Annotated in this window: 12 protein-coding genes; 1 reads left to right on the plus strand and 11 read right to left on the minus strand. The window is 55.1% G+C overall.

Going from position 1 to position 22,299, the window contains the following annotated elements; all coding sequences use genetic code 11:
• Window positions 1-123: 123 nt before the first annotated feature.
• The 3 genes from sucC to ABEA92_RS11405 all read right to left on the minus strand — a co-directional run bounded on the left by sucC (window position 124) and on the right by ABEA92_RS11405 (window position 8,224).
• Window positions 124-1,311, minus strand: a complete 1,188-nt coding sequence (gene sucC, locus ABEA92_RS11395) for an ADP-forming succinate--CoA ligase subunit beta (protein WP_345683947.1) — start codon at window positions 1,309-1,311, stop codon at window positions 124-126.
• Window positions 1,312-1,532: 221 nt separating this feature from the next.
• On the minus strand, window positions 1,533-3,002 hold the full coding sequence (locus tag ABEA92_RS11400) for a DUF1501 domain-containing protein (protein WP_345683948.1): 1,470 nt from the start codon (window positions 3,000-3,002) through the stop codon (window positions 1,533-1,535).
• Window positions 3,003-3,025: 23 nt separating this feature from the next.
• Complete coding sequence (locus ABEA92_RS11405; RefSeq protein ID WP_345683949.1) at window positions 3,026-8,224, minus strand: DUF1549 domain-containing protein; 5,199 nt, start codon at window positions 8,222-8,224, stop codon at window positions 3,026-3,028.
• 417 nt (window positions 8,225-8,641) lie between these two features.
• Here ABEA92_RS11405 and ABEA92_RS11410 point away from each other — a divergent pair, with 417 nt between their 5' ends.
• Window positions 8,642-9,454 carry a 3-keto-disaccharide hydrolase gene (locus ABEA92_RS11410; protein ID WP_345683950.1) on the plus strand — a complete coding sequence of 271 codons (813 nt, stop codon included), beginning with the start codon at window positions 8,642-8,644 and terminating at the stop codon, window positions 9,452-9,454.
• A gap of 86 nt (window positions 9,455-9,540) precedes the next feature.
• Here ABEA92_RS11410 and ABEA92_RS11415 read toward each other — a convergent pair whose 3' ends face one another.
• From ABEA92_RS11415 to yajC, 8 genes are all read right to left on the minus strand, one after another.
• Entirely contained in the window at window positions 9,541-11,691 is a 2,151-nt protein-coding gene (locus ABEA92_RS11415; protein ID WP_345683951.1) for a PAS domain-containing sensor histidine kinase, read from the minus strand.
• 585 nt (window positions 11,692-12,276) lie between these two features.
• Window positions 12,277-13,374, minus strand: a complete 1,098-nt coding sequence (locus ABEA92_RS11420; RefSeq protein ID WP_345683952.1) for a Gfo/Idh/MocA family oxidoreductase — start codon at window positions 13,372-13,374, stop codon at window positions 12,277-12,279.
• Window positions 13,371-14,180: an acyl-ACP--UDP-N-acetylglucosamine O-acyltransferase gene (gene lpxA / locus ABEA92_RS11425; protein ID WP_008700230.1), complete on the minus strand. Its 810-nt coding sequence runs from the start codon at window positions 14,178-14,180 to the stop codon at window positions 13,371-13,373. The genes ABEA92_RS11420 and lpxA overlap by 4 nt, the downstream gene beginning before the upstream one ends.
• A gap of 63 nt (window positions 14,181-14,243) precedes the next feature.
• Window positions 14,244-15,140: a UDP-3-O-acyl-N-acetylglucosamine deacetylase gene (gene lpxC / locus ABEA92_RS11430; RefSeq protein ID WP_345683953.1), complete on the minus strand. Its 897-nt coding sequence runs from the start codon at window positions 15,138-15,140 to the stop codon at window positions 14,244-14,246.
• Between the two features lie 192 nt (window positions 15,141-15,332).
• Window positions 15,333-15,911: an OmpH/Skp family outer membrane protein gene (locus ABEA92_RS11435; RefSeq protein WP_345683954.1), complete on the minus strand. Its 579-nt coding sequence runs from the start codon at window positions 15,909-15,911 to the stop codon at window positions 15,333-15,335.
• Between the two features lie 284 nt (window positions 15,912-16,195).
• The gene (locus ABEA92_RS11440) at window positions 16,196-18,343 is read right to left on the minus strand and encodes a M28 family peptidase (RefSeq protein WP_345683955.1); all 2,148 of its coding nucleotides are present in this window, start codon (window positions 18,341-18,343) and stop codon (window positions 16,196-16,198) included.
• A gap of 85 nt (window positions 18,344-18,428) precedes the next feature.
• Window positions 18,429-21,680: a protein translocase subunit SecD gene (secD, locus tag ABEA92_RS11445; RefSeq protein WP_345683956.1), complete on the minus strand. Its 3,252-nt coding sequence runs from the start codon at window positions 21,678-21,680 to the stop codon at window positions 18,429-18,431.
• A gap of 80 nt (window positions 21,681-21,760) precedes the next feature.
• Window positions 21,761-22,201 (minus strand): preprotein translocase subunit YajC, encoded by a 441-nt coding sequence (gene yajC, locus ABEA92_RS11450; protein ID WP_345683957.1) that lies wholly within the window; start codon window positions 22,199-22,201, stop codon window positions 21,761-21,763.
• Window positions 22,202-22,299: the final 98 nt, after the last annotated feature.

Genomic DNA, 22,299 nt, shown 5'->3' on the forward strand with positions numbered 1-22,299 from the left:
GTGTAGGAATGGAATGTTGAACCGACTTGGTAATGGTCCTCCGCCGCTGATCGCGGCGGATTTGACGCGGTTTTGTCTCTTGCCGCGGCTTGTATCGGTCCGCGGTCTGGCGAACCCGCCGCGTTAGCCCGCTGCGGCAGCCACGATTTTCTTGGCCGCGTCGGTAATGTCGGTCGCATTGATGACATTCACGTCGCTTTCGGCAAGCATCTTGCGGCCTTCTTCGACCTCGGTGCCTTCGAGCCGGACGACCAATGGAACGGTAAAGCCAACGGTCTTGCTCGCTTCGATCAATGCCGATGCGATCGTGGTACAGCGTGCGATCCCACCAAAGATGTTGACCAACACGCCCTTGCAATTGGGGTCCGACAACAAAATCCGGAAGGCTTCGGTCACCTGTTGAGCGTTCGCTCCACCACCAACGTCGAGGAAGTTCGCAGGTTTGCCGCCGTGGTACTTGATGATGTCCATCGTCGACATCGCCAATCCGGCACCGTTGACGAGGCAACCAATGTTGCCATCGAGCTTGACGTAGCTGAGTCCGGAATCGCTAGCACGCACTTCGCTTGGCTCTTCTTCGGACAAATCTCGCAGTTCCAACAAGTCCTTGTGACGGAACATTGCGTTGTCGTCGAAGGTGATTTTCGCGTCCAACGCGACCATTTCGCCGCTGCCGGTGATTACAAGCGGGTTGATCTCGGCCATCGCACAATCGTAATCGACAAAGAAGCGACAGATCGCGGTCATGAACTTGAACGCAGCCTTGGCGGCGGGACCTTCGATTCCGAGTTTTTTGCAAAGCTTGCGAACCTGGAACGCCTCCAGCCCGACGGCGGGGTCAAAGTGTTCCTTGAAAATCAGTTCGGGGGTCTCTTCGGCGACCTTTTCGATCTCAACACCCCCTTCGGTGCTGACCATCAAAACCGGGCGGGACGCTTCGCGGTCTACCACGATGCCGAGGTACAATTCGCGGGCAATGTCGCAACCGGCTTCGACAAAAACCTGATTGACGACCTTGCCTTCTTCGCCGGTCTGGATGGTGACCAGCGTTTTGCCAAGCAATCCGTTGGCTGCTGCGCGAGCTTCGTCGGCACTTTTGACAAGCACGACGCCGCGTTGCTCTGGGTTATCGATAATGGTTCCCTTACCGCGTCCGCCCGCATGGATCTGGGCTTTGACAACAGCAATCGAACCGCCGAGTTTGTCAAATGCGGCTGCCGCTTCGTCAGCGGTCTTCGCAACATGTCCTTCTAAAACCGGTACACCAGCTTTGCGGAACAGTTGCTTGCCTTGATATTCGTGAATCTTCATCGACTTTAAGGGGGCTTTCGCGCTCGCGCACAAGGGAAACGTTTCCGAGAAGCTAAAAATATACGTTTCCAATGCGAACTGAGGAACCATAGCGCCAACTTTGTCAGGCTTAGAAGCCACAAAAGTTCGGCCCATTCCCCTTCACCCGCCGTTGTTAGCCTGAATGCTGCCAAAAATTGGCGAAAATGCCGGCAAGCACTCAAACCTCGCCGCACCGATTGTCATGCCATCAGTGCGGAAATCGCTTCGGCTTTAACCAATTCACGCGGTTGATTCAGATGGTTGTAGACGATCGTCTCTGGCGCGATCCCGAAGCTGTGGTAAATCGTCGCTAACAACTCCGCCGGATGCACCGGGTTTTCCAGCGGCGCCGAAGCGGTCTTGTCGCTCTTGCCATGGATGTACCCGCGTTTGGTTCCCGCCCCAGCCACCACCGCGGTGTAGCAATACGGCCAATGGTCGCGGCCATCGTCGCTGTTGTTGTTTCCGCTGGTGCTGACGCCCCGCTGGGGACTGCGACCGAATTCGCCTACCGCCACCACCAAGGTATCTTCGAGCAATCCGCGAGTGTCCATGTCCGTGATCAGCGTCGATAGTGCCGAGTCGAGCATCGGAGCCGATTGATCCTTCATCCGTTTGCTGAGCCCGGTGTGATGGTCCCACGAATGGTTGTCGCTGTTGGCCACCTTGGGCCAAATGACTTCGACCACGCGAGTCCCGGCTTCGACCAATCGCCGAGCCAACAAACAGCTCTGGCCGAACGTGTTGCGTCCATAAGCGTCGCGGATCTCGTTGGATTCCGCGGACAGATTAAACGCATCTCGCGCACGCCCCGAAACGATCAATGACAATGCTTGATCGTAGTACTGGTCCAGTTCGAACGACTCGACTGCTTCATTGATTTGAGGCATTTGAGCATTCAACAGATCACGAAGTTTGGCACGCCGTTGCAAACGGACGCTGAACACCTCGGGTCGCAATTGAAGATCATCAATCTTGATGCGACTCATCTTGTCCATATCCATGTCATCGCCGTCGGGGTAAAGCGTATACGGATCAAACGCTTTACCGAGGAACCCCGCCGTCCCTCCCTTGCCGACGACGTTGGATTCTTGCAGCGGTCGCGGCAGCATGACAAACGGAAGCATCGGCTCATCAAGCGGACGCATTTTGACGATGTTGCTGCCGAAATTCGGAAAGTCCTTGGGCGATGGCGGTTCGAGTTGCCCCGACGGACTGACTTTGTCCGTCGTGTAGCCGGTCATCATTTGATAGATCGCCGCGGTGTGATTGAACAAACCATTGGGCGTGTAGGACATTGACCGAATCATCGTGAAGCGATCGTTCACCTGGCTCAGCTTTGGCAGGTTTTCCGTGAATTTGACTCCGGGGATCTTAGTGCTGATCGGCTTGAAAACACTTTTGGCGTTGTCGGGCAGATTTTCTTTAGGGTCCCATAAATCCAATTGGCTTGGGCCGCCCTGCAAATACAGCAGGATGATGCTTTTGGCTTTGCCCCATCCCGGACCGCCGACATGCTTTTCCGAGGCCGCAGCACTTTGCATTTGCAACAGCGATGGCAACGACAAACCGAGCATGCCACAACCCCCCACTCGCAGAAACGTGCGGCGGGTAGGCGAGAGATGCGGATCGCAAAGATCCTTGGCTTTGAACCCTTTGAATGACAACATCGTTTGGTCTCTCGGTTGGTGAATCAGTGATTAAACAGAAACGCGGGACTATTGATTAACGCCCACGCCAAATCTTCGGCCGCCGTCAAACGGACGTTGCCGAGCTGCTTCGTACTTTCGGAAAGGTCTTTGCGAAGTTGGACCAGGGCGGGATCGTCAGGCGTCGCGACCGACAATTCCTTTTTACGCTGTTCCAACTGCACCAGCGTCGGGTCCGCTGGAACCGGCTTCCTAGCTTCGGCCAATGCCGCACGCAAATCAGCGATGCCTTTGTCCGTGGCCGCCCCGTAATCGACGATCAACTTGGTTGCCGCTTCGCTGCGCTGCGCCGCAGGAGTCGAAAGCGCCGCGGCAATCGATTCGCTCTGGCCAAGCGGAATTTCACCTTCGGCCGTGGTGGCCGAGATGCGGAATCGCCCTAACCGATGTTTCGCTGCGTTATGAAATTGATGCAGTTCGAACGTCAACGTACAACCTTCGGGATTCGCAATCGGAGTTTTCAACTTGAACGTGGCCCAATGAACAACGCCGAGTGAAGGCGACACGGCCCAACCGCCTTGGTCCTTTGCATTTCCATCAAACGTGGCCTTGATGTCGAAACCGCCTTGAGTGAAGTCAGCTTCAGCCTTGGCGATTTCAACCTTTTCCGGCTTCTGATCTTTGCCATTGTTTTGCACTTGGATCAGCAATTCAGTGACAACAAAATTGCCGTTGTCGGCCAACCCCGGTCCACCACGAGGCAGATCGTCAGCCGGCAACGCTTCGAGCCGGAACCCCGTGATCTGCTTTAGCCCCGTCGACATCTTGATCGTGTAGATTCCTTTATCCGCGTTACCGGATGCTCGGATTGATCGGTCCGCTTGCGGTGTCAACACCGCCTTGTTCGACGCCGACCATTCGCGAGCTGCCAAGGGATGCCACTCCACGTCCGCCGCACCGGCGAACCGTTTTTCGGTCGTTGTGACCAAGTTCGCTTGTGCTTCGTTAAGCGAGTTTTCAGCCGCGGCGATCCGTTTCGCCCGCTCTGCTTCGAGCCGCGTTCGTTCGGGTTTGATCGCTTCAGTACGTTTCGCGATCTCCGCGACCACCTCGGCAAGTTTCGTTTCACGAACGGCTTCTAACTCAGCCCGTTGAAGCTTCCAATCGGCCTCGGATTGAGCAAGCTGTTTTTGCAGCGCATCGTGATCGCGTTGAACTTGGTCGATGATGCTTTTGAACGCAGCGACTTCGGGTTCGCTGGGGCGGCGTCCAAGCGCACGCAAGAAAACCTCTTCGGCAAGCGTTTGGTCGTCGGGGCAGTTTTCGACGATTTTGGCGAGTTCGTTTTGCGGATCCGAAATCGCGGTGCCGACCGTAGGACCGCTGATCAACGCCATCACCGGTCCCAGCTGCAGATCCGAGGATCGCTCACATTCACACGCACTTTCACGGGCTGGTCGGCCCAGGTTCTGCAGGAATCCATCGGCAAGTTTCACCCCGGAATCGGGGAGCGCGGCGGCTCGTGTCCCCTTGGCCACTCCGGGAATGGAACTGACCGCTCCGGTGACCTGATGCACCGCATCATAAATCACTTCGGCCGGCAATCGCCGCGGCATGGCATGCGAGTAATTCAGATGATCGTCTTCGTTTAGCGGGTTCGACTCGATGCTCAATTGATAGGTGCGGCTATTGCAAATCAAACGATGCATCGCCCGTACGTCGAAGCCGGATTCAACAAAACGATCCGTCAGAAAATCCAGCAGCTCGGGGTTCGTCGGCGGGTTGCCGGCGCGGATATCGTCGATCGGCTGGATCAAACCGACGCCAAGCAGATAGCCCCATAATCGGTTGACGTAACTGCGGGCAAAATAGGGATTGTCGGCATCGGTCATCCAGCGAGCAAGCTGCTCGCGACGCGACGCATCGTCACTTGTCGGATGCTCGACGGCGAAGGGAAAATCCGGGGCCACGACATCTCCGGTCCTGCCGTGTTTGATTTCGCCGCTGGATTGATCAGCCACGATTTCAAACAGTGGCTTGGCCCCTTCGACGGCCGAGCCACCGATTTTGCGATCACCCGAGGCGGGGTCTTTCTTCAGATCAACCTGAGCAAAGTAGGCCGCCAGTTCAAAGTACTGGTCTTGCGTCCAACGTTCAAACGGATGGTCGTGGCACTTGTTGCAGTTAAAACGAATTCCCAAGAACAAGTGCGTGGTGTTTTCCATCGTATCTTCAGGCGTTCTCAGCACTTTAAAATACGAAGCCGGAGGGTTTTCATTGTTCGATCCGCTGGCGGTTAACACTTGGCGAACAAATTCGTCATAGGGCCGGTTCTCTGCAACGCAGGTACGAATCCACTCGCGAAACTTTGTGCTTCCCTCGACCCCGAGAAATTTACGATTGACTTGCAACAGATCGCACCACTTGTTGGTCCAGTAGGCGATGTAGGCCTCACTACCAATCAACTGATCAATCACCTTGGATCGTTTGACGCGTGACTCGGTCGAATCGGCCAAGAACGATTTGACTTGGTCGCTGGTGGGCAACAATCCGGTCAAATCGAGATGGACGCGGCGTAGAAACGTCGCGTCATCACACAACGGGCTGGGGACGACTTTGACTCGGTGCCATTTCCGGGCGACAAGTTCATCGATCGTGTTGTGGGTCACCAGCAGCGGATCCTCGTAACCCGAGCGATCGCCCATCACGGTCAAGGTTGTTGCGGCATAGGCACCTTCGAAACGAGCAAGAATGGGGGCTTCGCCGCGGCGAATCGTCGTCAGCAATCCATTGGCATCGGCGGTGGCCACTTCGGAGTTCCCGCTCTCGATAAACGCTTCGCCGGTCACGTCACGCGAAGTGCCGTTGCGATACGTGGCGACCACTCGCACTTGTTGCCGCGCCCCAATCGCTTGGACCGTCGGGTTGGTTGGAAAAATTTCGATCGATGCGACACGGGGTGACTGTAAATCCACGTGGCTTCCATCGGCAATCCAGCGTCGCAGGATCGCGTGGTTCGGGTCGCCGTCGACCATTAGCACGCCCCCTTGATGCGGCGTCAAACCGAGCGGTTTCCTCAGCATCAACGAATCATCCGGCGAAGCCGGGTTGATCCGCCGCGCTGCTAAGTCGTCTTTGAGTGCTCGCAAATCGAACACGGGATCATACCCACGAAGCGACAAACGAAATCCATTTTTGCCCTTCTGCGCCCCGTGACAGGTTCCTTGATTACATCCCAATCGGCTGAGCACCGGATTGACGTCGTGAATGTAATCGACGCTGCCGGGCGCTGCGTTGTCACCATCCGTGCCGTCACCGTTCGCATCGTTACCGTTCGCATCGTTACCGTCCAAGCGAACATCGACAGCGACCGTCTGAGTCAGCTCGCCAAAACGAACGACAAGCTCGCGATGCCCTTGTTCGATAGGCCGGATCAAGCCGCGATCATTGATGGCAATTAGCGAGGGAACGTTGATGTCGCAGTGACGCGTTACATCCACCACCGAATCGTCCGCAAGCGTTGCCATCACGACGAGCTGGCAATAGGCATAAGGCGATTCCAAACGAATCGTCGCGGGATAGACTGTCAATCCACGTACCGATTTAGCGTCCACCGCCGATGTAGCATTCGCGGCTGATTTGGCATTCACCCCTGACTCATCGGTCAACGATACTGCGGTCGCGGCCTGCATTTTCATCCATGCCTTGGCATCAAAGGCGTGGTGTTTCGTGCTCGATTCGTTTTCGATCGCCACGATGGGAAACTCGGACACCTGTGATCCGTTGGCATCCATCTGCCGCAACACCGCGTCGTTCCCAGTAAACACCAAGCGATTGTCACTCGAGAAACGGATCGCGTAGACGGCGGCGGTATCGCTATTCCATTTCGCGATCTCGGTGGTCTCCTTGGACTGATACGCTGCCAACATTTCCTTTTCTTTAGCCGAGCGCTGAGGGGCTCGTTTGGCCATGATCTTTTTGACTTCGTCCGACAAAGTCCCCATGAAATCGTACTTCCAAACACGCACCTCGCTACGACCATCGAGCGTCGATGCGGCGGCCAACCGAGATCCATCGGGGCTGATCGCCACACTAAAGATTCGGCCTGGCATCGCTGGCAGATTGCGGATCAAGTTGGCATCGTCGCCAATTTTGCGAGCGGTTTCGCGGAACACACGATAGACCTTGGCGACCCCGTCCGCACCTCCGATCAAGATTTCATTGCGTTGGGGATGAATCGCAACGCTATTAAGTCCGCCGGAAAGGGCTCCAGGCGTGATCGAGGTGATGTTGTCGACAAAACGCTCGCTGGCAACCTCGGTCAACTTACACGACATATCACGAGCGACTGAAACCAAATGAGATCCATCGGGGGTAAAGACGGTATCGCGAACCCAGTCGTCATGCGCCCCTTGAAACAGCACCTGTTCGCCCGACTGAGTATCGATAGCGCGAACGACGTTGTCAGTGGCGCCGAACGCAAGCTTGCTGCCGTCCGGAGACCAGCTGGCACCGCTAAGTGTGTCATGCGTCCACGGCCGCGACATCAGCAATTCATGGGATGCGGCGTCCCAGATCTGCACTTCGCCTTGCACCCCAGGCGTGCCTCCGATCGCGGCGATCCGTTTCCCATCGGGCGAAAAGCGGACCGCATTGATTCGCGGACTCATGCCGATCAATCGTGCAATGGTTTCCCCGTTGTCGCTATGAAGCAAGATGACTTCATGAAACCCTGCGACAGCAATCTGTTTTCCGTCGGGAGAAACATCAACCGATGGCAGCGTCGGCGGACCGACGTAAACGGGCGGATACTCAGCGGTGAAGATCGGCTCGGCGGATGTTTGCGAATCATCCTTTGCTCCCTCGGAAATCCACTGGCGTATCGTTTGAATCTCGATCGCGTGCAGTGGTTTGGCCGGAGATCTTGGCATCTCGGCATGCCCATCGATCGGCGTAATTTGGTCGATCAGATAACTGGCGTCGGGTTTGCCAGGAACAATCGCCGGCGAGCCGCTTTCACCACCGGCAACCAGCGACGCAAAGTCGGTCATGACGTATTGGCCGAGCGGTTTTGCCGGTTGATGGCATCCAAAACACTTGTTGCGAAAGATCGGCTCGATGTCGCGAGCGAAACTAGGCGACGCCTTGGAAGCGGAGGGCTCGCCTGCCACTGAATCGTCGTTCGCCGTTAATTCCACACAGATCAGGGAAACGACTGCGAACAAGATCGTTCGAAAGACCATGGCATTACTCGTGCTGGCAGAGTTGGGCTGACAGAGTTCGTTTGCACGCAGCCCTCTGAAAGTCATGCCAATAGCGTTTTGTCTTCGCGCCTGTGCGTGGGCAGCAAACTCGAAGTGATCAGAGCGATTGGATTTCAGAGAACAGCGAGTCTGATAACGCCAATCCAGTATCAGTACGCTACAGGCTGATACGAGTAGCCCAAAGAAGGGCGGGCGGGAGTGGGCCGGATCTCTCATAGCGAGAGATCGCGAACCGCTAATTCACTATATCGGCAGCTTCGTGCTCGTCAACACTTTTGACGGCGTGTAAACTCTGATTTATTCGAGAACGCCTTGTCCGATCGAGTTTGATTTGGACGGCACTCGATCCCTACGAAACCTCTCCTGAAACCTTCCCCCCGATCGTTGAGAAACTTCATGAAACGTTGTGTTTTCCACGCTTTGACTCGCCTTACCCTATTGAGCGGCCTCGGATTGTCGGTCGCATTGTCGGCTTCATCGCTCGCGGCCGAAGAGTACCTTAATGGGATCAAATGGCAGGAACCGCCCAAGGTGACGCCAGGCGAAACCAATGCGGACGCCCCCTCGGACGCCATCATTTTGTTTGACGGCGCTGATTTGTCCGAATGGAACAACGGAGACAAATGGAATGTCAAAGACGGCGTTGCAAGTACCGGTAAAGGAATGATCTCGACGAAGCGAGAATTCGGTGATTGTCAACTTCATATCGAATGGTCTGCGCCAACTCCCGTCAAAGGCAACGGACAAGGCCGAGGCAATAGTGGCGTGTTCATGATGGGACGCTATGAAATCCAGGTGCTCGATTCGTACGACAACGAAACCTATTTCGACGGACAAGCCGGAGCGATCTACAAACAAACGCCTCCAGCGGTCAATGCAACTCGTCCGCCAGGCGAATGGAATACCTATGACATCTTCTGGACCGCCCCCCGTTTTGACGACAGCGAAAAATTGGTTTCGCCCGCTTACGTTACCGTGGTTCATAACGGAGTCTTGATCCTGAATCACTTCGAACTCAAAGGGGACACTCCGTATAACCGTCCGCCCCAATACAAAGCCCACAAGCCCGTCGGCCCAATCTCGCTACAAGATCACGGCAATCCCGTGCGATTCCGCAACATTTGGATCCGCGAGTTCAAACCCGCAGTGGGCGAACAAGAACGCGCCCCGTTCCTTCGCGACGGCAATAAAGAAACGCCAATCGAATAAGAAGGCGAATCGCTAACCTAGGGCGAACTGGATCGAAGCACCGTTTGCGGCGGCATCGCTGTCGCAAACGGCAACACCGCTGCACTTTAATTGGCAACCGATTTCTCGGCAGCAGGCTGCAAATCGGATAACGCGGGAAACAGGATGGTAAACTCGGTTCCTGATCCTACCGAGGACTGCAGATCGATGGCGCCGCCGTGCTGCTCCACGATTCCGAGTACCGTGGCCAACCCGACCCCTTGCCCCGTCGATTTGGTCGTGAAGAAAGGGTCAAAAATACAATGCAGCGTCTCAGGTGAAATCCCCGCTCCGTTGTCCTTGACGGTGACATAGACATGCTCGCCTGGTTGAATCTTGCCACCATAGACGAACCCATCAATATCGGCTTGCTCGACCTGTTTGGTGGCAACGTCAATGTGCACTTCGCCGGATTCCCCGATCGCTTCGATCGCGTTGGTCAATAGGTTTAACAGGACCTGTGAAAGCGCGGTCACGTCTCCCCAAACGTTCGGTGTTCCCTGAGCGATTTGCAAATCGATATGAATCCCTTTCTTCGTCGCTGACCCCACCAAACTAGCAACCTTGGCCGCGGCTTGAGCGAGGTCCACGTGTTGCGTTTTCGATTTCGATTGACCCGCAAACGTCAGCATTTGTTTACACAGCGATGATGCCATCTCGGCTGCGTAGACGACTTGATCCAAGTTGTCGTTGGCCGTTTGGTTTTCCGACGGCAAATTGAAACTGCACAGCTCGGCGTTGGTCGTGATCACGGTCAACAAATTGTTGAAATCATGCGCAATGCCACTTGCCAGTTTTCCAAGACTTTCGAATTTTTGCTGGTTCTGAATTTGCAGCTCACGTTTTCGCGCCCGGTCTCGCTGCTTTTCACGTTCGATCACCAATGCTAACGATCTCGCCACGCGCTCGACGCTGACAAGATCCTCAGGCGGACTGCTGTTAGAGTCGTTGGACGCCAAACAAATCGTCCCCAGCGTTGTATTGGTGCTGTCGGTGATCGGCATCGATCCGATGGTCTTGATCCCAACCGATGCACAGAACGCGGCGGTGGTTGAGAATTGACGAACCTGTCCCTCATCGTGCATGAATTGAAACGATCCCGCTTGCATCGCCGCGCGACAAGTCGTCGGCTCACTCATGATCGGAAATCCCAGCAGCGACTTGCGGACATCCTCAGGTAACGAAGGAGCAGCCGCATACCGGATCGATTGACGCGAATCGTCAAGCATCAGCACCAAGCAACGCAGTGCTGGAAAGGCGACGTCAAGCTTGCTGGCCACAAGCGAAATCAATGATTCGACCGACGTTCCTTCGGATGCATATTTGAAGATCTCTTTTTCAAGATTCATCAACTCCAACTGCTGGCGTTCAACGGTGGTGTCACGCACCGTTCCCACCGCACGGATTTTTTCACCCGCAGCGTTCCATTCGCAAACCGATCCTTCGAGACGAACCCAACGATACTCGCCGGATTTGCGTCGAACACGAAATTCGTAATCGAACGAATCGGGAAACTCTGACATCGCGTCGAGCTGGCTTAGATCCTCGGGATGCATCAACGCACGCACCCCCATCACCGATGAATCAAGCTCGCCTTCGCCATAGCCAAGGATGCGGTGGTACTCGGCATCTCGGATCACTTGTTGATTGACAATATCGTAATCCCAAACTCCAAACTGACTGCCCTTCAACGCGAGCGCGTAACGCGTTCGCACTGCGGCAAGCGCGTTTCGGTCGTTGAACCAATCGGTGATGTTGGTAAACGAATTGACGGCAAACGTCTTGTCGCCATTCTCGAAAACGCTAACGTTGGCTCGGACATAGATCCGCTTTCCTTTGAGCGTCAAAAAAGCAACATCATCGCTGAAACTCGGGTCGCGGCGAACAATTGCTTGCAGGTAGATCGCTAGCGACGAAAGCGAGTCTGGAGGCGCAATTTCGGAGGCACGACGACTCAACTCCTCAATCGAATCCGCCTCGAACAACTCAATTGCCGCTTCGTTGAACGTGACCGTTTTAATCCCAGCAAAGACCTTGCTACGAAACTCGGAATCCAACTGCAGCTTTTCAAGCAGGGACGTTGCCGATGCGTTCTCCACCTCGTCCAAAAGGGCGACCAGCGCTGTCACATCATCAATGAGCAGCGCTGATTTAATTGACTCGAGCAGAAAACCGGTAGGGTCTTCGATCGAGGACAAAATTTCAGGAAGATAAATCATCTAGGGGGCTTTCGATTCTGAAGTGCTCCGGCGCAGTCGCACGTCAGTTAGTGTAGCAAGTCCCTCGGCTGGATGCACGCCAATCCCTAACGAGCCGCAGTGCATGCCCACCACTTCCGATGTCGTTTTGACATCCGAATCGAACGTCAGCGGCAATCTTGATGCCAACGATTTCCTCAACGAGGTCGCAATGCCGTCCTAACGACCGTATCCCCTCCGCAGGAAACCATGCTTTAGAAAGCGATTTCGGATACCCGCATAGTGGTTGTGCTAGCCCTCTCATCTACGCGGGGGGGCAACCTAATCCAGCATCATCTATGGATCAGCGTGGATGGCACTTGGGTGAATGCAGAAGGGCACTTAAAACGGGCGAAAGCGACCGGCTTCTGAAACGACCAACCGCAGCGGCGTCACTGCCGCTCAAAAAAAAATCACCCGCGCAATCGCCTGCTTCCCAATGCCCCTGCAGACGGAGTGGCAACCTCTGAATGAGGGGAAGGTGTCGGCGTCACAACACCGATTCGCCGTTTGCACCGCACGCCGAAGCGAATCGCGGCGGTGAATCACGCAGGTGAAACGCGGTGACTACGCAGCGCGTCGATCTTGTCCTACCCGACGGCTGATCGATTCGATTCGCTGCCGAACCATCGCATGCGGCCCGACTTCGGTTGTACTCGAATCGCGGTACCAAGTTCGCCGCTTGATCGAATCAAGAATTTGGTCGGCGACAACCACAGCCCTTGCACCTGCGTCTCCGTTGACGGCCGGCGAGATGCCGGTTTGGATGCTGATGGCAAAGTCGTGCAGTTCATCAAGGATCGCATTTCGCGGCTCGAGTTCCTTGGTCACGCACTTCAGCGATTCAGCAAAGATTTGGTCAGCACATCCCAGCGGATTTGCCACCTCGCTATCGAGATCGAAGGTGCGGTCGACAACCGACGCACTAGGGCAAACCGAAGTCAGCGAAGGTTTGCCAAAATCGATATCGGCGAAGCCGTTGGCACCGAAAATTTGCATCTGTCGGGCTGGGGTCGGGCTGAGCCGCGACGCCTTCAGATTGGCGACCAACCCACATTCGAATTCGATGCGAGTCTCTGCGATGTCTTCATGACTGCTGATCACCGACATACCGCTGGCCGATACCGACCGCACGGGTGCGTTGGTCAGCGACAGCACAAGGTCAAGATCGTGGATCATCAAATCCATCACGACGCCGACATCCAAACAGCGACCGGGGAAGCGTGAAGCGCGAACCGCTTCGACGTATTTTGCGTCCACCGCCAAATCTTCCAGTGCCGCAAAGGCGGGGTTAAATCGTTCGACATGCCCGACTTGTAGCGTCAAGTTGCGGCTTCTTGCTAAATTGGCAATTCGCTGGGCATCGGGGCCGTTGGCTGCCAACGGTTTCTCGACAAACGCGTGCTTACCCGCTTTGAGCAAATCGGTTGCGATTTCCGCATGCAGATCGGTCGGGGCGGCAACCACGGCCGCATCGATCTTGGGGATACACTCGCGATAATCCGCGAATGTGGGGACCGAAAACAGCTCTTCCACTTTCGCTCGAGCTTGCTCAAACGGATCGGTCACCGCAACCAACTCGACTCCGTCGACTTGTTGCAACAACTTGGCATGGATACGCCCTAGATGACCTGCACCGATGACTGCGATTCGTAACCGACTCACGCTGCTTTTCTCCTTCGGTCGCGACCACGGCCTTTTTGACCGGCAACCGTTGTATCCATGAAATTGAACAGTTCGCGTAACACAGGCCGAATGGGGCCGGTGGACAACAATTGTTCTTTGGCGGCATCGAGTCCCACGTAGGATCGATAGAGTAATTTGTAGGCTTTGGTCAGGATTTCGATGTCTTCTTTGGGAAACCCATGTCGCTTCATCCCGATTGTATTGACCGCACGAGGTTTGGCGGGTTGACCATCGACGATGATGTAGGGCGGAACGTCATGAAGCACTCGCGCCATCGCACTGATAAATGCCATGTTTCCGACCGATGCAAAGTGCACGATCCCCACGCCGCCGGCAATCGTGATGTCGTTGCCGATATGCGCATGGCCACCGATCATCACATTGTTTGCCATCACGTTGCGGTCACCCACTTTGCAGTCGTGCGCAATGTGAGTGTGAGCCATGAAGTAGTTGTTATGGCCCACGCGTGTCACGCCATCTTCTTTTTCCGTTGCGCGGTTGACGGTGCAGTACTCGCGGAAAACATTACCGTCACCGATTTGGACCTGCGTCGGCGTCCCTTTGTAGCTGGTGTCTTGCGGGTCTGCACCGATCACGCAGCCCGGGAACACATGGTTCTCTTCACCAAGCGAGGTCACGCCGGAAAGAACAACATGGTCTTCAAGCAGCGTATCGTCACCGATGCTGACGTCTGGCCCGATCACACAGAAGTGACCAATGCGTACATTCGTCCCTAACTTGGCACGTGGATCAACCACCGCAGTCTGAGCAATCTGGGTACTCATGTTTCGGCTCCAAACATCTCTCGGTTGTAATCCCACAACCACATCGACCAATCATTGCTATGGCTAAGCAACATTTCGACGCGACTGCGAGACAGGGGTTAGGGGAATCTGCGAAGCAGCAAGTTCAGCCAATCGCTGAGCCATGCGGCCGTTAAGGTTGTGTCCGCCACGATAGGAAACAAAGGTCCCGACCAATTCGACATCAGCAAGCGCCAAGTCGCCAATCAGATCGAGCACTTTGTGCCGTGCACATTCGTCGCGAAAGCGTAGCGTATTTTCAATCGGACCGTGTTCGCCGATCACCAACAAATCTTGATTGGTGACGTGCGACGCGACCCCCTGCTGTCGCAGTGATTGAGCCTGGGCTTCCGTGACAAATGTTCGAGCCGGAGCGACATCACGGATAAATCGTTCCGGTGTCATTCGCAGTGTGAAGGTTTGATCAAAGATCGGCGAAGGACCATCGAAACTCAAGCGATACTCGTACGAAGTGCGGCCATCTTCTGCGGGAGTTGCTTCGATCCACCCAGCAGGTGACTCGACGTAGATTCGCTCACGCACCGTCAAGCGACGCTTGGGTTTTGATTGGATGATCAGCCCGGCGGTTCGCAATGCAGCCACAAACGCCGCCGCACTGCCATCGAGTCCCGGCAATTCCTCGGCATCGATCTCGACCACGCAATTATCGATCTCGAGTCCCACCAGGGCAGCCATCAAATGTTCGATCATCTCGAACCGAGCTTCACCATCCTGCAAGATGGTGCGAAGATTTGCATCGTGTCGTTTCTCGACCGACGCTTGGCACATTGGTTTGGATGGCAAATCACTGCGGACCAAGCGGATTCCGGTGCCCACCGGGGCCGGATGCATCACGACACGCACGTCTCGACCGCTCCAGTAGCCTCGACCACGGACTTCGCACGAGACTGCGATTGTATGTTCGTTGCGTGATGGTGTCACGCTTCGGCCTCCCCTGCCGTGCCCACTCTCACATCCTTGCGAGAGCCTTGTTTGTTTACGTTATTCACTGCGTCGACGATCGCGTTGCAATCGTCGGCGGTGAAGAATCCCCGAACCATGGCATTTGATTCGTTTCAAATGCCACAGGTCGGTTTACTTCGTTTGATCGCGGATTACGCAATCGAGTCTCAACTAGCGAGTGGTTCCCGCTCCGCCTCGTTTGGCAACGTCTTCTTGAATCGCTTTGTCCAAGTACTGCATCACACCCTTGGTCATGTCGAGTGCTTCGTCATGATAAACGATGTTCTTCATGACGCCACGGATAACCGAGTCACCCCGTTCAAGATCCATCTCTTCGCTGTTGTAGCGAAGAACCATGTTGATCTTGTAGTGCTGGGCCAAGAATTGAACGCCCGATGCAATCCGTTGATAGTTTTCGAAGTAGATGCGTGCTTCGGCATCCGCTAGCTCTTTACGCTTACGCGCCATGTCCAAGCGAAGCTTCGATTCCATCGATGCCACTTGTTCTTCTTGAGCGGTGTAATCAGGGGTACCTACTTTGAACGTCTTCAGACGCTCAGCAGCTTGCTTTAGCTCTTCACGTTTGCCTTGAAGCTGAGCATCGTAGTTCTTCAAATCGCCTTCGACTCGCTCGACTTGAGCTTTGATGCCGGGGTGGTTCTTGAAGATGTAAGCGACATCCACCACGGCGACGCGGTGTCCGCTCGATGCTTCCTGAGCCGTAGCGACACTAGGGACGACGGCTGTCATGGTAAGGATGGCCACTAGAATGGCCGCTACACAGTTAAATCGCACGTCCGCTCTCCTTGCGTTATGGGTGCGCAGGTCTTGACTCGACGCGAATGCAAACACTCGTATACGTGGCGTCCATCGCCATCGCCGAGACATTCACGCCGACACGATCAGAACTGTCACTCGCAGTACTGACTCACTCGGAATTGTGCCAGCCACACCGATTGCCGTAAAGACTAATCTGTGCAGATCTGAGCAACCCCGAAAAAAATTACTCTGTTTTTTTCCGTCGCGTTTGCTTGTCATCCACCGGGACGTGCATCCAATCGGAGCTCGATTTCCAGCGGTTCGCCGTTTCGTGTCAGTGAAACTTTCAACACATCGCCTGGTGAGCGATGACGAAGTAAATCCAACACATCCACCGCCGTTCGAACCGACTTTTTCCCCAGCCGATCAAGTCGATCGCCTGGCTTCAAACCCATTCGCTCTGCGGGGCCTCCCGGAGTCAATCCTGAGATCACCACATGATCCGCCCGATCGTTCAGAGAAACTCCCATAAACGCCGTTAATTGTCGGCGGATCTGGACGCGTTTCTCGGTCTCGGCATATCTCGGACGCACTTCGCGGGTCGCCAAGTCAAACGCGACATCAGAAACCATATCGGTTATTCGGGTTAGTCCACCGTAATCGATTTTGTCGGAATCATCACTTGGGCGATGATAATCGTTGTGCAGCCCCGTAAAGAAAAACAATACAGGCACGCCCGCCTCGTAAAACGACTGGTGATCGCTCGGACCGTAACCGCTGGGGACCTTCAACAAATTAAATTGATAGGTTCGATTCAATCCATCGACCATCGGCTCGAACCCGTCACCCGTGCCGGTCCCATAGATCGTCAATTCGTTGTCGTGAAGCCGCCCGACCATATCCAAATTGATCATCGCCACGGTCGAATCGAGCGGATATCGAGGATGACGAACATAGTATTTGCTACCAACCAACCCGCGTTCTTCGCCGGTGAATCCGATGAATAACACGCGGCGGTGCGACTTCAGCTCGCTGAGACGATCAACCAATAGCGATGCCGATGCTAGCATTGCCGATGTTCCACTGGCGTTGTCGTCGGCACCGTTATGGATCGCGACCGTTCCGGGGGCAAGCGAACCATAGCCCCCCATTCCCACGTGATCATAATGGGCGCCGACCACGACCGTCTCGTTGGCCAGCGGACCTCGTCCCTCCAATTCGCCAATCACATTGGCGGTGCTAGCATTGGATGACTTCAGTTGGACGCTGACGTGGGCAGTCAAACCGGGCAGCTGCATGCTGTGAGGTTGATAGGTGCTATCAATTTCGGATTCGAGCTCCGACAGCGTGAATCCGGTGGTTGCCTGCATCGCGAGCTCAAACCGGTCACGTGCCAACGAGACGACCGGAATGGTTTTCTTTTCCGCAGCGGGCTGCTCGCCATCGACCGATTCGGTGGTGGCCGCCCGGGGCGATGCCACCGTGACGGTGCCACCCGCTTCTGCGATCTGCAACACACCACGACGTTTTTGCTGGACATCGTCGCGGAGCCCGTCAATCATCGTTTCGATCCCCGCGATTCGCGAAGTCAACGTCGCTCGAATGTTCTCGGCTTCGGGGGGCAATCGGTCGAGCTGTTCCCCAACGGCTTCAAGCCGCTTGAGCTCAGTGGCAAGTTTCTTTTCGGCCTCGGCGACGCTCGCTTCGATGCTGGCAGGATCGTTGATCAAAATCACCGCCGCAGCGCCATGTTTGATCGCATTTTCAATCTTGGTTTGAAAATAGGCGTGGGGCGAGGTTTTCGTGCCTTCGAAACGGCTGTTGGCATCACGCATGCCCGGTTCTTTTCGCAGCACGGCGACGACCTTGCCTTGAACATCGATCCCTGCGTAATCGTCGTAGTCCAGATCCGCAGCGGTGATGCCGTAGCCAACAAAACACAGCTCAGCGGCAACGTCGCCGGTGGCTGCACCAATCGACATGGGGTTCATGCCAATCGACAACGACTCATCGATCTCGACCAGATTCGCGATCTCCGCGGGCACCTGGGCATCCGCGCGGGTGTCGGTGACGATTCCCGTCGGAGTTGGCGTGCGGAAGATCCGCACGAAATTCTGATCGGCGTCACCCGCACGTGCGCCGACGGGGATCTCGAGCTGTTGGAACGGTGTCCCCTGAAAAAGATCGGTGCGTAACCCGCTCTCGGCCAATCGGTCGGCGACGTAATCGGCAGCAACATGAATTGCCTCGTCATCGACGCTGCGACCACGAAGCTCGTCGCTGGCCAAATGAACCACATCTGCACGCAGCTGAGCTTGCCATCGCGACTCGGAACGTCCAGCCGACGGCGTCTCCGCACCAATCGGATGACTTCCAAGGATCACATAGGCAAAAAGAAGAGAAACCGCTCCGAGGGTACGCATCGATCCACTCCTATTGCCTAACCGATCCAAAAGCGTGTCCGACTAGCTTTACGTCAGCCGGACACGATTGTTCGCTCGCCGCAGATTACGCAGCGTTAACCTTTTCGTTGCGTTGAATCAAATACAACAGCACGGGGCTGGCCACAAAAATCGAACTGTAGGTTCCGACCAACACGCCGACGACCAAGGCAAACGCAAAGGCGTGAATCCCAGCTCCGCCGACCGCGTACAGCAGCACGACCACGATCAAGGTGGTGATCGAAGTCAGCAACGTACGGCTGAGCGTTTGATTGATGCTGGTGTTGATCATCTCGCCAGTCAGGTGAGTCGATTTGCCCTTGGTTTCACGAATACGGTCAAACACCACGATCGTATCGTTGAGCGAGTAACCGATGATCGTCAGCAGAGCTGCGACGACCGTCAAGCTGATCTTGAATGGATCGATCAGCAGGAAGCCGAGTGCATCGGCAAGCCAGTAGCTAACCGCAATCGCACCTAGGGTGACGATCACGTCATGCAACAACGCGACCACTGCAGCCAAACCGTACATCACTCGTTGGAAACGGAACCAAATGTAGCCGATGATACACAACAAACTGCCAAACAGTGCACCGAGTGCACGGCCGATCATGTCGCCGGCCACTTGGCCTCCGACGCTACTGCTGCTGATCCAAACCGGCTTGTTGCCAAGGCTGTCCTTGATTTGTTCCATGATCGCATCGGCTTGAGCGAACTCCAAAGGCAACTTGACGGTCCATTGGCTGAACGAGAGTGAGGACTTGGTGTTCCACTTGTCCGCCCCTTCGCCAATCGGCGTAAGTTCGATGCCACGTTCGTTTAGTGGAACGTTGACCGCCTTGGCCGCATTCATCAGCGTTTCGACCAGGGTCGGAGCGTTGATCCCGGCACCGCCTTCCTCGCCTTCGATGCCAAGTTTGATCAGTGCGGTGCTATAGACGATCGACGATCGATCTGAAACCGCTGGCGTTGTGGATTCCGCTTCGGCGTCGTCTTCCTCCTCAGCAACCATATCCGTTTCGGCATCATCCTGAGGATAGAAGACCGCCAACTTCGTTCCGTTTGATTCGAGCGGATTCAGCGAAGAGGCCTTCGGTGCAAGCGGCGCTTTTGGATCAGCCGGAGAGATATCAATCTTGTAGGTTACGAGATTAACGTCCTCGGATTGGGCGAACGCAGCCGAGATCGCATCTTTCAGCTGATCCACTTGCTCGTACGACGAATCCACCTTGTAAACGGTCCCATTGGGGCTCGATTCCATGGTCACGCCGTTGACGGTGAACTGGATCGGCTGGCCGTCTTCGGCCACCATCACTTCACCGACGATCTTTCGAATCGTGTCCGTTTCGGTTGGCTTGTCGACTCGGAACTGAACCGACGAACCACCGGCAAAGTCGATATCAAAAATGCCTTGCCCGCGAGCAAAGATCGAGCTGATTCCGATGATCACAAGCAGCGAGGAAACCGCCAACGCGATCTTGCCTTTGCCCATGAAATCGAAGTTGTCGCCACGGGTAAACATACCTCGCAGCGAGTTGACGCCGTCGGACATGCTAAGCGTCAAGAAGCCATGACGTTCGGCAATGTCAAAGAACGTTCGCGACATGTAGATCGCGGTGAACATCGAGTACAGAATCCCCAGAATCAACGTGACAGCAAAACCACGAATCTGGTCGGTTCCGATCGCATACAAAACAATCGCGGTGATCAAGGTGGTCAAGTTCGCGTCGACGATCGTCACGGTCGCTTTGGCGAAACCGTTGCGAATCGACATGCGAGGTGCCGCACCTTTTTTGAGCTCTTCGCGGATACGTTCAAAAATCAGCACGTTGGCGTCCACCGACATACCAACGGTCAAAACCAGACCTGCAAGTCCAGGCAGCGTCAGCGGTTGGTTGATCAGCACCATCGTGCCCAAGATCATGGCCAAGTTCAGCACCAACGCGATACAAGCGACCACGCCGGCGAAGCGGTAGTAGAACAGGATGAAGACAAGCACCAAACTCAAGGACAATCCGATCGCGAAGAATCCCTTGTTGATTGTGTCTTTACCGAGCGTCGGGTCGATCTGGTTTTCTGCAATCGGCTGCGGGGTCAACGCGGCTGGCAATTGCCCCGCCTTGAGAACCGCCACCAAATCCTGAACCTCTTCCTTGGTAAAGCTGCCGGTGATGCGGCCTTCCTTGCGAATCGGTTGCAGAATGTTCGGCGCTGATAGCAAATCATCATCCAAGATGATGCCCAATTGTCGCTGCATCGTTCCCACCGGAGCATTGTTGGTGGTCAACGCAAAGAAGCGTCCAGATCCTTCGTCGGTCAAATTGAACGCCACGGCGGGGGCGCCATTTTGGTCGAACGTGCTTGCAGCGAACGCCAAATCGTCTCCCTTGATGTCCAAATCTGGATCAACAATCATCAGCGTTTCGATGCTGTCGAGGCCTTGTTGCTGCATCCATTTGACGATTTTGACTTCGCCGTTATCGCCCCGCACGCTGACGGGAAGCTCGATCAATTGGCCTGTTTCTGGATTGCGGACAATCGCGTTGCCCACGTTCACTCGCAACGGGCGAACGCCTTGCTTCTCGTTCTTTTCTTGGTCAACACGTGCCCAACGGCCGACGATCTCGCCGTTCACATCCATCACGACGGGGCTGGTGCGTTCGGCTTGGCTGTCGGATTCGGACTGCTCGATGGCCAAGTCGATGATGCGTTGGTGGTCGTTACGGTTGGCAAGAATCGCAAATCGCAAAATCCCGGCTTCTTCGACACGGCGTTTGATACGATCAAGCTCGTCGACTTCGCCAACCCCACTCGATTCGCGGTTTTCGTCATCGCCGCTGGATTTCGCCGGCACGATGATTTCGATCTGACTTTCGCCATACGGGCGAATCACAATCTCTTTGGTACCGCTGGGGTTGATTCGGCGTGAAAGCGGCTCAACGAGGTCTTCGGACGTAATCCGTTGCCCCGTCGCCTTGTCTTCGCCGATATTCTTGCTTTGGTCGATCTCGTAAACGAGGATCGTTCCCCCTTGCAGGTCAACACCGCGACTGGGCCGCTTGTTGATCAGAACCGTTGAACTTGCGATGACAGCCAACAACACCAACCCCAAGCGGGTTGAGTAGTTAGGCATTTTGAGCATCTTCGCCAGCCACCCACCCAGGATGAACGGGACAATCAAGACAGCCAACGCGGCAGCGAGCCAAATGTACTGATCGATTGTGATCCCTTCCTTGACCGGCTCGGCGAGCTCGTCCGCTTGGGCCAGCGGCATCACGAAGGAATCGAAAAACGATTGGGAAAAGAAATTGCAGTCCATCGTAGGTTTCTGAATCGAAGGAGGGATTCGTCAGTCGTGCGAGTAGCGCATCGTGAGCTATCGCAGAAGTAAATTAGGTTCTAGCTCTTCGTTTTGGAATCGGCATCCTTGTGATCCGATCCCTTATTCTCTTTGTTTGGGTCGATCACACGAGCAATTGCCGTGAAATTGACTTTGATCCGAGTGTTATTGTTATCGTCGACTCGCAACGTCAGCGTGTTCGTCTCGGACGAGGTCGAAACCACCGTTCCGTGAATACCGCCAGCGGTCACAACACGATCGTTCTTCTTCAAAGTGGACAGCATCTTGGCCTCTTCTGCCTTTCGCCGACGTTCCGGAGCGATAAAGATCTGGAAAGCCAGGAAAAAGAGAATCACAAAAGGCAGCAAAGGATTGTTAAATAATTGCTGAATCCAATTCAAATCCTCGGGCGCAGCCGCCTCTTGGGCAAAAATGGTAACCGTCGCTACCATCAATTCGGATGCGATCGAAGCAAGACCAGGATAGAATTCAGCGAACAAAAACACGTCCTTTACGCAATCAGCGGTATCATGTAACTCTACTGAAAAGCGTCTCAGTAGAGCCGCGCAGCCTCCACTAGGGCTGGGTCAGCGAATGC

This window comes from Novipirellula caenicola (assembly GCF_039545035.1).
Lineage (GTDB): Bacteria > Planctomycetota > Planctomycetia > Pirellulales > Pirellulaceae > Novipirellula > Novipirellula caenicola.

What these genes read in the sequence shown, in the direction of transcription:
- sucC (WP_345683947.1), bottom strand. Translation starts at nt 1,311, where the DNA reads ATGAAGATTCACGAATATCAAGGCAAGCAACTGTTCCGCAAAGCTGGT.
- ABEA92_RS11400 (WP_345683948.1), bottom strand. Translation starts at nt 3,002, where the DNA reads ATGTTGTCATTCAAAGGGTTCAAAGCCAAGGATCTTTGCGATCCGCAT.
- ABEA92_RS11405 (WP_345683949.1), bottom strand. Translation starts at nt 8,224, where the DNA reads ATGGTCTTTCGAACGATCTTGTTCGCAGTCGTTTCCCTGATCTGTGTG.
- ABEA92_RS11410 (WP_345683950.1), top strand. Translation starts at nt 8,642, where the DNA reads ATGAAACGTTGTGTTTTCCACGCTTTGACTCGCCTTACCCTATTGAGC.
- ABEA92_RS11415 (WP_345683951.1), bottom strand. Translation starts at nt 11,691, where the DNA reads ATGATTTATCTTCCTGAAATTTTGTCCTCGATCGAAGACCCTACCGGT.
- lpxA (WP_008700230.1), bottom strand. Translation starts at nt 14,180, where the DNA reads ATGAGTACCCAGATTGCTCAGACTGCGGTGGTTGATCCACGTGCCAAG.
- ABEA92_RS11435 (WP_345683954.1), bottom strand. Translation starts at nt 15,911, where the DNA reads ATGACAGCCGTCGTCCCTAGTGTCGCTACGGCTCAGGAAGCATCGAGC.
- ABEA92_RS11440 (WP_345683955.1), bottom strand. Translation starts at nt 18,343, where the DNA reads ATGCGTACCCTCGGAGCGGTTTCTCTTCTTTTTGCCTATGTGATCCTT.
- secD (WP_345683956.1), bottom strand. Translation starts at nt 21,680, where the DNA reads ATGGACTGCAATTTCTTTTCCCAATCGTTTTTCGATTCCTTCGTGATG.